At 68.6% G+C, this 14,445-nt stretch carries 14 protein-coding genes; 6 read left to right on the forward strand and 8 right to left on the reverse strand.

Features of this window, described 5'->3' with window-relative positions; all coding sequences use genetic code 11:
• Positions 1-70: 70 nt before the first annotated feature.
• Both EV647_RS22300 and EV647_RS22305 read left to right on the forward strand, forming a co-directional pair.
• Positions 71-925 (forward strand): hypothetical protein, encoded by an 855-nt coding sequence (locus EV647_RS22300; protein WP_134005805.1) that lies wholly within the window; start codon positions 71-73, stop codon positions 923-925.
• Positions 926-1,043: 118 nt separating this feature from the next.
• On the forward strand, positions 1,044-1,298 hold the full coding sequence (locus EV647_RS22305) for a GlsB/YeaQ/YmgE family stress response membrane protein (protein WP_131339587.1): 255 nt from the start codon (positions 1,044-1,046) through the stop codon (positions 1,296-1,298).
• A 36-nt stretch (positions 1,299-1,334) separates the two neighbouring features.
• Here the strand turns inward: EV647_RS22305 and EV647_RS22310 are convergent, their stop codons facing one another.
• From EV647_RS22310 to EV647_RS22330, 5 genes are all read right to left on the reverse strand, one after another.
• Positions 1,335-3,704, reverse strand: coding sequence for a glycoside hydrolase family 65 protein (locus EV647_RS22310; protein ID WP_134005807.1), 2,370 nt, complete (start codon positions 3,702-3,704; stop codon positions 1,335-1,337).
• Positions 3,701-4,456 carry a beta-phosphoglucomutase family hydrolase gene (locus tag EV647_RS22315; RefSeq protein WP_134005809.1) on the reverse strand — a complete coding sequence of 252 codons (756 nt, stop codon included), beginning with the start codon at positions 4,454-4,456 and terminating at the stop codon, positions 3,701-3,703. Before EV647_RS22315 ends, EV647_RS22310 begins: the two co-directional genes overlap by 4 nt.
• A gap of 20 nt (positions 4,457-4,476) precedes the next feature.
• Positions 4,477-5,427, reverse strand: a complete 951-nt coding sequence (locus tag EV647_RS22320) for a sigma-70 family RNA polymerase sigma factor (RefSeq protein ID WP_134005811.1) — start codon at positions 5,425-5,427, stop codon at positions 4,477-4,479.
• On the reverse strand, positions 5,424-5,837 hold the full coding sequence (locus EV647_RS22325) for a glyoxalase superfamily protein (RefSeq protein WP_134005813.1): 414 nt from the start codon (positions 5,835-5,837) through the stop codon (positions 5,424-5,426). The genes EV647_RS22320 and EV647_RS22325 overlap by 4 nt, the downstream gene beginning before the upstream one ends.
• Before the next feature lie 93 nt (positions 5,838-5,930).
• Positions 5,931-6,932 (reverse strand): acetylxylan esterase, encoded by a 1,002-nt coding sequence (locus tag EV647_RS22330; protein WP_134005815.1) that lies wholly within the window; start codon positions 6,930-6,932, stop codon positions 5,931-5,933.
• A 79-nt stretch (positions 6,933-7,011) separates the two neighbouring features.
• On the opposite strand from EV647_RS22330, the gene EV647_RS22335 reads away from it, so the two are divergent.
• Positions 7,012-8,523: a sulfatase gene (locus EV647_RS22335; protein ID WP_134005817.1), complete on the forward strand. Its 1,512-nt coding sequence runs from the start codon at positions 7,012-7,014 to the stop codon at positions 8,521-8,523.
• Positions 8,524-8,547: 24 nt separating this feature from the next.
• Complete coding sequence (locus EV647_RS22340; RefSeq protein WP_134005819.1) at positions 8,548-10,185, forward strand: MOSC and FAD-binding oxidoreductase domain-containing protein; 1,638 nt, start codon at positions 8,548-8,550, stop codon at positions 10,183-10,185.
• 9 nt (positions 10,186-10,194) lie between these two features.
• Here EV647_RS22340 and EV647_RS22345 read toward each other — a convergent pair whose 3' ends face one another.
• The 3 genes from EV647_RS22345 to EV647_RS22355 are packed head-to-tail and all read right to left on the reverse strand — an operon-like array spanning position 10,195 to position 12,895.
• The gene (locus EV647_RS22345) at positions 10,195-11,229 is read right to left on the reverse strand and encodes an enolase C-terminal domain-like protein (RefSeq protein ID WP_134005821.1); all 1,035 of its coding nucleotides are present in this window, start codon (positions 11,227-11,229) and stop codon (positions 10,195-10,197) included.
• A 3-nt stretch (positions 11,230-11,232) separates the two neighbouring features.
• Complete coding sequence (locus EV647_RS22350; RefSeq protein ID WP_134005823.1) at positions 11,233-12,255, reverse strand: DUF4037 domain-containing protein; 1,023 nt, start codon at positions 12,253-12,255, stop codon at positions 11,233-11,235.
• The gene (locus tag EV647_RS22355) at positions 12,248-12,895 is read right to left on the reverse strand and encodes a methyltransferase domain-containing protein (protein ID WP_238177334.1); all 648 of its coding nucleotides are present in this window, start codon (positions 12,893-12,895) and stop codon (positions 12,248-12,250) included. Before EV647_RS22355 ends, EV647_RS22350 begins: the two co-directional genes overlap by 8 nt.
• A 42-nt stretch (positions 12,896-12,937) precedes the next feature.
• On the opposite strand from EV647_RS22355, the gene EV647_RS22360 reads away from it, so the two are divergent.
• Together EV647_RS22360 and EV647_RS22365 are read left to right on the forward strand one after the other, a co-directional pair.
• Positions 12,938-13,579, forward strand: a complete 642-nt coding sequence (locus EV647_RS22360) for an HAD family hydrolase (RefSeq protein WP_238177335.1) — start codon at positions 12,938-12,940, stop codon at positions 13,577-13,579.
• A 97-nt stretch (positions 13,580-13,676) separates the two neighbouring features.
• A complete protein-coding gene (locus tag EV647_RS22365; RefSeq protein ID WP_134005829.1) occupies positions 13,677-14,426 on the forward strand; it encodes a universal stress protein in 750 nt (249 codons plus the stop codon).
• Positions 14,427-14,445: the final 19 nt, after the last annotated feature.

Below are 14,445 nucleotides of genomic sequence, written 5' to 3' on the forward strand. Positions count from 1 at the left end.
CAGTATCCTGGGATGAATCTGTGGTTGTACCCGAGTGGGTGGGGACCTGGTACTCGGAGTTCAGGGGGTCATGGTGGCAGTACGTGGTCGGGCGCTCATGGCCTGTGCTGTGGTGCTGGCGTCCTTCGTCGTGGCCGGCTGCTCGGTCGTCAAAGGGTCTGGCCTGCCGCCCACACAGCCGCCGACGCCGACGATCGTCGCGCCGCGCACGCAGGCGTCTCACAAGCCGGCGACCGACTGCGCCCACTCGACCGTGCCGCTCCCGACGGCGTCGGAGACCGACGGCGTCCAACTAACACTCAGCACCGATCCCAGCGGCACGTCGTTGCTCGTGAAGAACACCGGCGGCCTGTTGGTCGTCGTGATCCCCGACGCGAACTTCAGCAGCCACCTGGTGGCCGCTCCGTTCGCCAACCCGCAGGACCAGGCGTCGCGGGCCGCGCTGATCGCCGTCAACAACAGCGGCGGGAAGCTGCCCGGCATCCCGCCGTACGTCCCCCGGACTCAAGTGATCAAGGTGCCGCCGCAATGGTCGGTCTGCGCGCTCACCGGCGACGTCAAGCAGACCGCGAGCGTCCGCTACCTCCAGGTCAAGGCGCCCAGCGCGCAGTACTTCATCACGAAGGCTCTGGCCGACCAACTGATCGTCCGGAACGGCACCAGCTCGAACGAGACCCGGCCGGCACTCATCCGCTGCGCGAAGACCACTCTGAGCGTGCTCAAGAAGTTCCCGAAGCTGTCGGACATCCAGGTGTACGTCGAGATCCTGAGCCCCCGCTACCCGTGCCGGGCCGGCTACCAGGCCCTGCTGCGGGACGACGTACACGCGACCGAGCAACTCGAGGCCGCTGTCATCGAACGGCTCGGCCGCGCTCCCCGCCTGCTCGCCAACAGCCAGCTCTCCACCCTCACCGCCCGCCCCTGACCTGCCCTAGATCGCCCAGGGTCAGGTCCGGGTCCGCTCAGGGAGAACTCCACTGCCGCAGACCCGGTCGCGACGGCAGACTGAAGTCCTACCGTTCGACTCTCGGAGGACATCAGCCATGATCGGCTTCATCATCGCCGGACTCATCATCGGAGCGCTGGCCCGGCTCTTCACGCCCGGCAGGCAGAAGCTCGGCCTGCTCGCCACGCTGCTGCTCGGACTGGCCGGCTCGGTCATCGGCGGGACCATCGCGAGCTTCCTCGGCACCGGCGGGATCTTCGAGCTGAACGTGCTCGGGTTCATCGTCGCCGTGATCTCGTCGGTGATGCTCGTCGGCACCGCCGAGTCGCTGGCCGCCCGCAAGAAGAACTGACCAGCGATCCCCTGACTCGTCGCGAAGTGCCGGCCTTCAGCTGTCCTCACTGACCCCCAGCGCCGGCCGCGGCTCGCGGCCTGCCGGCTGTGGCGGCCGGGGCAGCAACGGCCGGCGCTTCTCCAGTGTCCGGACCACCGGCTGCTTCGCGGCGACCGTGAGCTCCTCGCCGGCGTGCCGGATCCTCATCGACGCGTCCGGCCCGTCGTGCACCGAGTACTTCACCGCCACCGGATCGATCTCCACCTTCAGCCGGACGCCGCGCCACCGGATCGTGAAGCTCAGCCCGGCCAGGCCGATCGGCAGCGCCGGATCGAAGGACAGGCCGCCGTTGTGCTCGCGCAACCCGCCGAAACCGGCCACCAGCGCACTCCACGCGCCGCCGAGCGACGCCATGTGCAGGCCGTCTCCGGTGTTGTGGTGCAGATTCCGCATGTCGATCAGCGCGGCCTCGTACGCGTAGTCGTAGGCCAGATCCAGATGCCCGACCTCGGCCGCCATCACGGCCTGCACGCACGCCGACAACGACGAGTCGCGGACCGTCAGCCGCTCGTAGTAGTCGAAGTTGCGCGCCTTCTCCTCGGCGGTGAACGCGTCGCCGCACCAGTACGTCGCCAGCATCAGGTCGGCCTGTTTCACCACCTGGGTGCGGTACAGCTGGAAGTACGGCGCATGCAGCATCAGTGGATACCGGCCCTTGTAGGCATCGAAGTCCCACACCGCATACCCGGTGAAACCTTCGGACTGCGGATGTACGCCGAGATCCGCGTCGTACGGCACGTACACGGCAGCCGCCGCGTCCCGCCAGCTGGCCTCTTCCTCGCTGTCGACACCGAACTCCCGCGCCTTGACCGGAAACTTCGCCGCGACCTCGGCCGCGGACCGCAGGTTGCGCGCCGCCATCAGGTTGGTGAAAACGTTGTCGTCGGCAACAGCGCTGTACTCGTCCGGACCGGTCACACCGGGCAGATGCCAACGGCCGTCGCGGTCGTGGTGGCCCAGCGACATCCACAACCGGGCGGTCTCGACCAGCAGCTCCAACCCGACCTCGTCGAGGAAGTCGTCGTCGCCGGTGGCCCGGTAGTAGCGCATGACGGCTTCGGCGATGTCGGCGTTGATGTGGAACGCCGCCGTACCCGCGGGCCAGTAGCCGGAGCACTCCTGGCCGCGGATCGTCCGCCACGGGAACGCGGCGCCCTGGAAGCCCAGCTCCTCGGCCCGTTGCTTGGCCATCCGCAGCGTCGAGTGTCGCCAGCGCAGCGCGTCTGCGGCCGCGTCCGGCATCGTGTAGGTCAGCACCGGCAGCACGAAGCCCTCGGTGTCCCAGAACGTATGCCCGTCGTACCCGGCTCCGGTCAGCCCCTTCGAGGGGATCGCGCGCCGCTCGGCGCGCGCACCGGCCTGCAGGACGTGGAAGAGCGCGAACCGCACCGCCTGCTGCAACTCCGGGTGTCCTTGCACCTCCACGTCGGCGCCGTCCCAGAAGTCGTCCAGGAATTCGGCCTGCTGCTTGGTCAACCCGTCCCAGCCGGAGAACCGGGCACTCGCGAGCGCGGCCGCGACCTGGTCCCGGATGGCGGTCTCCGACCGCAGGCTGGACCAGCCGTAGGCCAGATACTTCACCACGCGCAGGCTCTCGCCCGGCTGCAGCTGGCAGATCACCGTGGTCCGCGCCCAGTCCTCGCGGACGTCCTGGTCCATCGCGTAGCGGGCCGACGTCTCCACCTCGTGCGACATCGCCGCGGCCATCAACTGCTGGCTTCGCGTCGTCCGGTGGATGAGGACGGTCCCGTGCTCGCCCCCGTCGTGGCTGACCGGCTTCAACGGGTTGTCCAGGACAGCGGCCACGCGCGGATCGTCGGACAGCTTCGGCTGCGCCTCGTTCGCGACCAGCTCGGACTGGATCACGAAGCGGGCGGGTTGGTCGACGGGCTCCACGACGTACTCGATCGCGGCCACCGCGCGCTGGGTGAGCGACACCATGCGGCGGCTGCGGACCTTGACCCGCTTGCCGCCGGGTGAGGTCCAGTCCACGTCGCGTTCGAGGATTCCGGTCCGGAAGTCCAGCGAGCGCTCGTGTTTCGACAGATAGCCGTAGCGCACGTCGAACGGCGAGTCGTCGACGAGCAGCCGGATCAGCTTGCCGTTGGTGACGTCGACCAGGGTCTGCCCGGACTCCGGGTAGCCGTAGCCGGCCTCGGCGTACGGGAGCGGACGCTGCTCGTAGAACGAGTTCAGGTAGGTGCCGGGAATCGCGTACGGCTCGCCCTCGTCGAGGTTGCCGCGCAGTCCGATGTGGCCGTTCGACAGTGCGAACAGGGACTCTGCCTGGGCCAGCTTGTCCATGGCGAGCCGTGTCTCCCGCAGCCGCCACGGCTCGATCGGGTGGTGGCCTCGGTCGATCATTTGTTCTCCACATCTGCTGGCAACAGTTCAGCCAGGTCGCGGACCACCACGTCGGCGCCGTGCGACTTCAGGTCGGCCGCCTGGCCGACGCGGTCTACTCCGATGACATGCCCGAAATGGCCTGAACGGCCGGCGGACACGCCGGCGAGTGCGTCTTCGTAGACGGCCGCCGCCGACGGCTCGAGGCCGAAGCCCTTGGCCGCGGCGAGGAACGTGTCCGGCGCCGGCTTTCCTTTCAGGCCCTCGGTCCGGATCGTCACGCCGTCGACGATCTGCTCGACATACTGCGCGAGACCGGTGACTTCGAGCACCTCGCGGGTGTTGGCGCTCGAGGACACCACGGCCCGGCGGAGCCCGGCCTTCTCCGCGGCCTGCAGGTACCGCCGGGAGCCCTCGAACACGTGCACGCCCTCGGTCCGGATCCGTCGCTGCACGGCCTGGTTCTTCCGGTTGCCGAGGCCGTTCACGGTCATCGCGGACGGTGGATCGTCGGCGGTCCCCTCCGGCAGCGTGATGCCGCGCGCGGTGAGGAAGTCCCGGACGCCGTTGGCCCGCGGCTTGCCGTCGACGTACGCGTCGTACTCCGCGCGCGCGTCGAACGGCTGGAAGGCGATCCCGTGCTGCGCCGCATAGTCGCGAAGGAACTCGTCGAACATCTCTTTCCACGCAGCGGCGTGAACGGCAGCGGTATCGGTGAGCACACCGTCCAGGTCGAACAAACAGGCCTGGATCCCCGTAGGTAGTCCCAGCATGCTTCCCACAGTAGCGGCCGCTAGGGCGTCAACCGGTCAGGTAGGCCGAAGGCGGGGAAGCGGGAGTAGCCGAAGGTCATGATCTCGGCGATCTTGCCGTCGTGCACGCGCAGCACGTCCAGCTTGAACGCCCGCCACACGGTGTCCCCCGGGCGCAGCAGGTACGACGCTGCCGCGGGCAACCGGTTCGCCGAGGTCGGCACCAGCCGCCACTCGCCGTCGCGGTTCGGCCCGAGTCCACGTTCGAACAGCGGAAGGCACGCGGTGAGGCCGTCGAACGACAACCGGTCGGGCGGCATCGAGATCCGCAGGTCCTCGGCCGCGATCGCTATCGCCGCAGCCGCGTCACACCGCTGGTGCGCGTCGATGAACCGCGCCAGCACCTCTCGCTCCTCAGCTGTCGGCTGCGGCGCACTCCAGTCGCTCCGACGTACCGGCAAGCGCTGCTGCATCGTCACCCGGGCACGCTGGAGTGCACTGTTCGCCGCGGCAACGCTGGTGTCCAACAGCCCGGCAGTCTCCGCGGCCGACCAGCCGAGTACGTCGCGGGCGATCAGAGTGGCCCGCTGTCGAGGAGGCAACGCCTGAAGCGCGATCAGGAACGTCAACTCGATCGTCTCCCGGTCCACGGCGACCATGTCGGGCCGATCGTCGGACGGGGCGATCTCATCGAGCAAACGGTCCGGGTAGGGCTGCAGCCACACCAGGTCTCGCGCGGCCGGCCGACGTACGACGTCCAGGCAGATGTTGGTCGCGATCTTGTAGAGCCAAGCCCGGAAGTACGTGCGCCCGTCGTACGAGTCGCGGGCGCGCCAAGCGCGCAAGAGCGTGTCCTGCACCGCGTCCTCGGCCTCGTCGTACGACCCGAGCATCCGGTAGCAGTGCACATGAAGCTCCCGCCGGTACCGCCCGGCCAGGGCGGCGAACGCGGACTCATCACCCGCGAACGCCGCCTCTTCCAGAGTTGTCACGGCTGGTGTCCTACCTCCTGGACGGTCCAGCCGTTGCCGTCCGGGTCCTCGAAGGACAGGAAGGTCTCGTAGTCAGCGCGATTCGGCGAGAGCCCGGGCTGCTTCCCCGAGGCGCCGAAGTGGAACGGTTCGCTCACGTCGACGCCCCGCTCGACCAGCTCGGCCCGCGCCGCCTCGATGTCGGTCACCACCAGGTGCGTGCCCTGGTAGCTGCCCGGTGTCGCCGAGGTCACCCCGACGCCGATGGTGATCGAGCACGCCGACCCGGGCGGGGTGAGCTGCACGACCCGGAACGAGTCGCCCACCCGATGGTCGACGTCCTCGGCGAACCCGAGCTGGTCGGTGTAGAACTTCTTCGCCCGGTCCACGTCCGACACCGGCACGATCACGAGCTCGAGTTTCCAGTCCATTGCGGCCTCCCGCGGTCACCGTCGGTCCAGTCTGACCGACATCGATGACCGTGTAACGCCGCCCGGACCGAAAACTCATCGGTCCGCCGATGACTATTTTCCGGCGGCCTCGAAGATCCCGGCGAACCAGTCGAGCTGCGCGAGCTGCTGGTACGTCTGCCCGCCCTCGTGGTTGTTGTAGTGGTAGACCTCGATCTGCTTGTCCGCACTGCCCCAGTGGTTGTACGCCGCAAAGACCGTCGACGGCGGGCAGGTGGCGTCCATCAGCGCGACCGAGAACAGCGCCGGCACCGTGGCCAGCCGGCCGAGGTTGACGCCGTCGAAGTAGCTGAGGGTGTTCAGCGCCGCGTCGACGTCGTGCCGGAATCCCTTCAGGTACCGCGTGATCTCGCCGTACGGGTCCTTGTCGGTGATCTGCAGCGCCCGCTGGAAGTGGCACAGGAACGGTACGTCGGGAGCACAGCCGAGCAGCTCGATCCCCGCGAGGGGCGCGAGGCCGGCCGCCGCGATCGAGATGCCGCCGCCCTGGCTACCGCCGCTGACGATCACCTTGCCCGGGTCCACGAACGGCGACGTCCGCGCCGCCTCGATGGCCCGCACCGCGTCGATGTACACACGGCGGTAGTAGTACGTCTCGGGGTCGGTGATCCCCGCGGTCATGAACCCGGGCGTGTGGTTCAGACCGGCGTACGGCGTGTCGTCCGGCGTACCGTCGGGGCCGCCGGAGCTGTAGCCCTGGCCGCGGGTGTCCATCACGAAGTGGGCGTAGCCGGCCTGCGCCCACAGCGTGGTCGCGTGCGGGAAGCCGCGGCCACCGGAGTACCCGTGGTACTGCACCACGGTCGGCAGCGGGCCGTCGGTGCCGGCCGGAACGTGCAGCCAGCCCTTCACGGGCGAGCCGCCGAAGCCTGCGTACGTGACGTCGTAGGTGTCGATCACCGCGAGCTTGTTGTCGATCGGGGTGAACGTGGCGGACAGGTCGTCGGTGCGCGCCTTCTCGATGGACCGGCGCCAGAAGTCGACCAGGTCGGCGGGAGCGGCCACCTCGGGCCGGTACTCGCGGAGCTCGTCGAGGGAAAGGTCGAACATGGCCATAAGCGCCAAACCTACGCCCACCAAGCATCCGGCGGAAAGCGATGTCCAAAACCGGCCGCGGGTGATTTAGGGTGAAACGATGTCTGCTTCGAGCTCCGGTCCCAACATCGTCTTCGTCATGTCCGACGACCATGCCGCTCATGCGATCTCGGCGTACGGGAGCAAGATCAACAGCACGCCGCACCTGGACCGGCTGGCGCAGGACGGGGTGCGGATGGACGCGACGTACTGCACGAACTCGATCTGTTCGCCGTCGCGGGCGTCGATCCTGACCGGGACGTACAGCCACGTGAACGGGGTCGCGTCGATCTTCACCGAGATCGACTACCGCGTGCCGACGTTCGCCGAGGTGCTGAAGGAGGCCGGCTACCAGACCGCGCTGTTCGGCAAGTGGCACCTGGGTGAGCGACCGGAGTCCGCGCCACGGCACTTCGACGCGTGGCGCGTGTTCCCCGGGCAAGGTGAGTACGTCGACCCGCTGATGCTCGGACCGGACGGTGCCTCGTCGGTCCCTGGATACGCGACAGACATCGTGACTGACCAGAGCATCGACTGGATCCGGCAGCGGGACCCGGACCGGCCGTTCCTGCTGCTGGTGCACCACAAGGCACCGCACCGGCCGTGGGTACCGGACGAGAAGCACAAGCACCTCTACCCGGTCGGTTCGATCCCGGAGCCGAGCACACTGTTCGACGACCACAGCACGCGGAGTCAGGCGGTCCGTGGCGTCCGCATGTCCGTTGCGGACGACCTGGGGGCGGACGAGCTCGGTGAGGAGCTGCCGGACGAGCTACGCGGCCCGGAGAACCGGGAGGCGCGGATGCGGTGGAAGTACCAGCGCTACCTGCGCGACTACCTGCAGTGCGTCCAGAGCATCGACGACAACGTCGGGCGGCTCCTCGACGTACTGGACGAGGAGGGGGTCAGCGACAACACCGTTGTCGTCTACACGTCCGACCAGGGGTTCTTCCTCGGCGATCACGGGTGGTTCGACAAGCGGCTCATGTTCGACGAGTCGCTGCAGATGCCGATGATGATCCGCTGGCCGTCGGTGATCCCGGCCGGCAGCACCTGTGACGCGATGGTCACCAACGTCGACTTCGCGGCGACGTTCCTCGACATGGCCGGCGCGCCGGCGCTGCCCACTTCGCAGGGCCGGAGCTTCCTGCCGGTACTGCGTGGTGAAGAGGTCCCGGACTGGCCGGAAGCCATGTACTACCGGTACTGGGAGCACGATGACCCGATCCACCACGCTCCCGCGCACTACGGCGTACGGACGAAGGAGTTCAAGCTCATCCACTACTACGGCGCCGGTCTCGGCGTACCGGGGTCGTCGGAGCGACTCTTCGAGTCCGAGTGGGAGCTGTACGACCTGCGCAAAGACCCGCAGGAGCTGGTCAACGTCGCCGACGACCCGGCGTACGCCGACACACGCGCTGCCCTGACCGCCCAGCTAGCCGAGCTACAAGCCCACTACGAGGACCTCCCCTACGAAGGCCCGTCAACACCCGCGCCAACCTGGTCATGGGCAGACGAGAAGTCCCTCCGCCAGGTAGCCGAGTACACCAAGCGCCTGTCCCAGGAGGCGTAGCTTAGGACCGTGGAGGGGGTCCGGATGAGTGAAGCGACTGTGTTGTCGGTGAATGTCGGACTGCCGAAGAACGTCGAGTGGAACGGGAAGACCGTCTACACCGGCGTGTGGAAGCAGCCGGTCGACGGGCCGGTGACGGTCCGGCGGCTGAACCTGGCCGGCGACGGCCAGGGCGACACGGCCGGCCACGGTGGTGAGCAGCGCGCGGTGCTCGTGTACCAGCTCGATTCCTACCGCTACTGGGAGAAGTACTTCGGTCGAGACGACTTCGGCTACGGGCAGTTCGGCGAGAACCTGACGGTCGATGGACTGCCCGACGACGAGGTCTGCATCGGGGACCGGTACCGGATCGGCAGCGTCGAACTGGAGGTCACTCAGCCGCGCGTCACCTGTTACCGGGTAGGCCTGCGGATGGGTGAGCCGGAGCTGCCCGCGCTCCTCGTCAGCCATCATCGGCCGGGCTTCTACTGCCGGGTGATCACGGAAGGCGAGATCTCGGCCGGTGATTCGATCGTCAGGACGGCGACCGGCCCTGGTGCGTTGAGCGTGTCGGACACCGACGCGCTGCTCTATCTGCCCGACCGGGACCAGGAGAAGCTGCGGCTCGCCGTACAGATCCGGGCGATGAGTCCCGGCTGGCAGGGGTCGTTCCGCGACCTGCTGGAGGAGGCTGACGCGCCCAAGCCAGCCTGGAACGGCTTTCGGCCGCTGCGGGTGACAGATGTCGTCGCCGAGACCAGCGACGTGTTCTCGGTGCACCTCGCGGCAGCTGACGGTGGTGAGCTGCCTGCGACTCGGGCCGGTCAGTACCTCACGTTTCGGTTGCCAGGTGGGGTGCGCAGCTACTCGCTCTCCACCTCCCGCGGCTATCGCGTCAGCGTCAAGCGCGAACCTCATGGTCTTGGGAGTGAATACCTCACGCAGCTGACACCCAGCAGTCTGCTGGAAGTCGCAGCACCACGTGGTGAGTTCGTCCTCGATGACCGGACCGAGCCGGTGCTGCTCATCTCAGCGGGCATCGGCGTGACGCCTGTGCTCGCGATGCTCCACAGCCTTGCCGGTAGTTCCCGTGAGGTCTGGTGGATCCACGCGGCCCGCGGGCCGGGCGAGCACGCGTTCGCGGCCGAGGCACATGAGTTGCTCGCCCGGCTTCCTAGCGCCCACGAGCACGTGTATTACAGCTCGGTCGACGGCCGGCTGACCAAGGACAAGCTGGCCGGACTGGCGCTGCCGACCGACGCGACGGCGTACGTCTGCGGGCCAGAATCGTTCATGGCGGACATGCGGGAGGCGCTGAACGCGCTGGGGGTGACGCGTATCCGGACGGAGCTGTTCGGAGCGTTGGCGTCGCTGAACCCAGGTGTGGTCGGGCAGACGAGCAGACCGCCGCACCAACCAGATGTACTCGGCACAGGATCACTGGTCACGTTCGCCCGCAGCGGTATCTCTACACCCATGCAAGACGGCAGTCTGCTCGAGCTGGCCGAGGCCTGCGACGTACCGGCCCGGTGGAGCTGCCGCACCGGCGTCTGCCACAACTGCATCACCCCACTGCTCTCAGGCGACCTGACCTACTCCCCCACCCCGCTAGAACCTCCCCCGGCGGGACAGGCCCTGATCTGCTGCTCCCGCCCGACAACCGACCTCATCCTGGACGTGTGATCCGCCGGGCTACGGCAGGTTGAGGCCGAAGCCGGGGGTTTCGGGGAGTACGACGTGGCCGTCCTCCAGGACGTAGTAGCCCGGGCCGGGGACGCCTTCGATGATGGGGGTGTTGCCGAGGCCGGCTGCGAGGTGGGCGGCGTACAAGGTTTTGAGGGGCTGGCCCCAGGCGTGGGGTGAGGCTTCGGCCTTCAGGAGCGGCATAGTGCGGCGCCAGGCCGTGAGGCCGTGGCTGGTGACGTCCATCAGGGCCACATCGACGAGACCTTCGCGAGCGAGCTCGAGGACGTGCTCCACGTTCGGGTCGTACTCGCCGTCGGCGACCTTCGGGCGGGAAGGCATGATCTGCAGGTGATCGTGGAGGGCCTCCAGGTCCGGGCGGCGTTCGGCGAACGGTTCCTCGATCCAGTACAGGTCGCAGTCCGCGACGCCGTCCAGGTACTCGAACAGGCCGTTGAGCGTGAAGCCGTCGTTGCCGTCGACAAGGATCGCGGCGTCCGGGTACAGCTCGCGCGCCAGCCGGGTCACGTCGATGTCGCGCTGCAGTCCGGCGCGGGTGTCCATCCACCGGTGGCCGCGGCCGATCTTCAGTTTGAAGTCGCGGAACCCGAACGCGTGGTCCTGTGCGAGATTCGCCCGGATCGCCTCGAGACCGCCGTCGAGGTCGTCGAAGTAGATGCCGCCGCTGTAGCAGCGCACCCGCGGCGACCCGGCTGCGCCGAGCATCGCGTACACCGGCACGTCGAGGATCCGCGCCGCCAGATCGTGCAACGGATAGTCGAGGAACTCCGCCGCCGGGTCGATCACGCCCTGCTCCGGATCGATCAGCTCGGCCAACGACCGCCCCGGCAGCTGCCCGGGATCCGCGTCGTACAACGGCAGCCCCCAACCCGTCGCGCCGCGGTCGGTCTCCACGACGTACGCCGTGGTGCTGCCGCCGTTCCCGTGGCTCCCGAGGAACGCGTTACGGCCGATCGTCCGCAGGTACTCGTAGCGGATCTCGGTGGTCGTGACGGAGCTGATGACGTGCCTGGCGAGGGTCATCGGTCAACGATAGACAGCAATCAGCTTCCGGAACGCGGCCGGGTTGCTGAGTACGTCGGTGTTGTCCGCGAACTGGTCGATCGACCCGATCAGCCCGTGCCGCGAGACCGCCTCGTCGGTCACCGTTGCCAAACACGCGTCCGCGAACCGCCCAGCATGGAGCACCTGCGCGGGCCGGTCGAAGTACGGCCGCGGCGCCGGGTCGAGCTCGTCGGTGATCCCGAGCGCGTTGTGGCGACGGGCGACCAGCTCGTACGCCGCGACGAGCGCCTGCTCGCGATCGACGTACGACTCGGCCGCCACCGCGTCGGCCAGCGCCACGTCGAGCCCGTCCGGGTGACCGAGGCGAGCGAACGCCGTGCCGAGCCACTTGCTGTACGGCGCATAGGTCCGTGCCTGCAGCATCGCCAGCCGCATGAGGTCCCGCACCAGCCGACCGGCCACGACACGTGACCCGAGCTCGTCACCCACCTCGTGCGTGCGCTGGACGAATGCCTCCTCCTGCGCGATCCGCGACCATTGGCACGCGAGCGTCCACCGCCAGATCTGGTCCGGGTACCAGGCGAGTGCGTCGCGCACCCGTGCCAGCCGGCCGTCGTCGGCGTACACCCGTCCCGCCACCACTCCGAGGAGCTGCTGTTGCGGCGTGACCAGCCAGTCGTCGACCCCGATCCCCTGCGACGCGTCGAACCCGAGCTGCTCGCGCAACCAGCCCCCCACGGTTGTGACCGTCACGTGGTGCCGCGGCTCGTAGCTGTCCCAGCCGAAGCGGACCGGGTATCCGGCGTACTCGTCCGGCAGCCCGTCGTCGACAGCCCTACGCACCCTCTCGACCTGGCCCGCGTCCACGAGTACGACGAGCCGCGGCCCCCACCCGTGGTCCGTCGAGCGCACGGTGTCGTACCCCAGCACGTCCGAGCCCCACCCGAGCAGCCCGGCCGCGTAGTCCACGTCTCCCACCAGAGGCGCGACCACCTCGGCGTGGAACCCTTCCGCGACCTCAGCCGCCTGCCGGAACTCAGCCATTGCGCCGAAGGACGGCCCACAGGCCCCAGCCAGCGTGGGACGTGACCGCAGACCAAGACTCACCGGACACACTCTCCAACGCGGCGAGCACCGTCGGGATCGGCACGTGATGCGGCGCGTCCTCCCCTAGCGCGTTGGACCACACCAGTACGCCGTCCGGCGCCAAGGTGCGCACGACTTCGTCAGCAAAGAGAGGTACGTCGGCCAGCACCACAGCCCGCGCCGACGCAGTTGCGACAGGCAGCCGCGACGCATCACCCACGATCCGCCACGGCTCCGTCGAGCGGCTGAGCATTGCCCACGTCAGATCCAGGCTGATCACTTCGGACCAGACGCCGTGGAGGAGACCGGACAGCAGACCGGTCCCGCAGCCGACTTCCAGGCAGAGGCCCTGCGGCCACGGACCACCACGCTCCAACGCGTCAGCGAGTGGCACAGGCCGGTAGCCACCGCGCTCGTCGTCCCAGACCGGCGCCAGCTCGGTGTAGCGCCGTACCGTCTCATCAGCCTGCTCGGCGGACCACGTGGACGGATGCAGTGCCAGGTCGAGGGACATCCGCCGGCTGGCGGCCGCCTCCTTACGGGCCGGCTTGCCGGGGTCCGCCGGAATCAGCCGCACCAGCTCTGTGATCTGTCCCATTCGCGAGCCTTTCGCCTCGGTGTGCCCGTCTACAGTTGCCCGGTGAAACATGTGGTGTGGGACTGGAACGGGACGCTGCTCAATGACAATCACGCCGTACTGGCTGCCGTCAACGAGGTTTGTGCGGGGTTCGGGCGCGCGGAGCTGAGCTGGGGCGAGTGGCAGGCGGCGTACGCGCGGCCGATGCGGCTCTCGTACGAGCAGATCCTGCAGCGCGCGCTCGACGAGGAGGAGTGGGCGCAGGTCGACAAGCTCTATCACGACCGGTACGACGCTCTCCTGCACACCTGCGAGCTCGCCGCGGGCGCCCACGACGTACTGCGAGCCTGGACCGCCGGCGGGCGGACTCAGTCGTTGCTGTCCATGTGGTTCCACTCGCGCCTCACACCGACGGTCGAGCACTACGGCCTCACGCAGTACTTCACCCGGGTCGACGGTCTGCCGGGAGAGATAGGTGGCGGCTCGAAGGCCGACAGCCTGATCCGCCACCTGGAGGCACAGCAGCTCGACCCGTCCGATGTAGTGCTGATCGGAGACGTCGTCGACGACGCCAACGCCGCCCAGGCAGCCGGCGCCCGCTGCGTCCTCGTCACGACCGGCGCGATGACCCTGGAGGCCCTGCAGGCCACAGGCGCACCGGTCACCACCTCGATCACGGAGGCGCTGCGGCTGCTGGACACGTGAGTCCCTGGGTAACGACCCGTGGTTCTCCCTGGTGTGATGCACCTGCCTGCGACGAGACGGTGGTGTCACACCGAAGAACGTCCAGGGAGGCAGTCCGATGAAGCAGTACTACGGCCCAGTGGTGGTCCTACTCGAGAACGACGGCCAGGACACCTTGGAGTGGGCGGCGGCCGAGGCTGCGGCCCGTGGCGCCGAACTGCGCATCGTGTACGCGTTCCGGTGGCCGCATCTGCTCGACCCGCTCGGCGAGCTGACCGTCGAAGAGCGGGACCTCGAAGCGGCAGACGCAGTCGTGGACGAGGCGATCGAGCACGTGCAGACGATCTTTCCGAGCCTGCGCATCTCGTCGACGGTCTTCCCCGGCCGCCCGCTGACCGCCCTGCTGAACGAGGCCCGGGAGAGCACCGGGGCTCTTGTGGTGATCGGCCGCGGCCGGCGGTTCGAGCGGGCGCTGTCCCGCCGCCTGGCCCGCCGTACGACGGCCTCGCTGGCAGTTGTCGGGCTGACGTCGGACCACACGGTTGGGCCGTCCACGGGCCGAGTCGTCGTAGCTGTCGGCGGCCACGACCGCCCCGACGCCCTGGGCTTCGCGTTCGGTGCGGCACGCCGCCGGGGCACTGGCCTGACCATCCTGCAAACCACTCCCGCCGACGTGACCGCGTGGCAAACGGCGTACCCAGAGGTCGACGTACGCCGAAGCCCGGTGACCGGAACGGTCGAAAGCGCCGTCCTGGCCGAGTCCACCGCCGCAGCCCTCACCGTCCTGACGGCCGACCGCACCTGGCTCCAACAGACCGGCAGCGCGACAGTCGCCCGACTCGCCGGAGGTCCAGTAGTACTGGTCTGACCAGTGCACACCGGGCGGC

It is taken from the genome of Kribbella sp. VKM Ac-2566 (assembly GCF_004366005.1).
Taxonomy (GTDB): domain Bacteria; phylum Actinomycetota; class Actinomycetes; order Propionibacteriales; family Kribbellaceae; genus Kribbella; species Kribbella pratensis.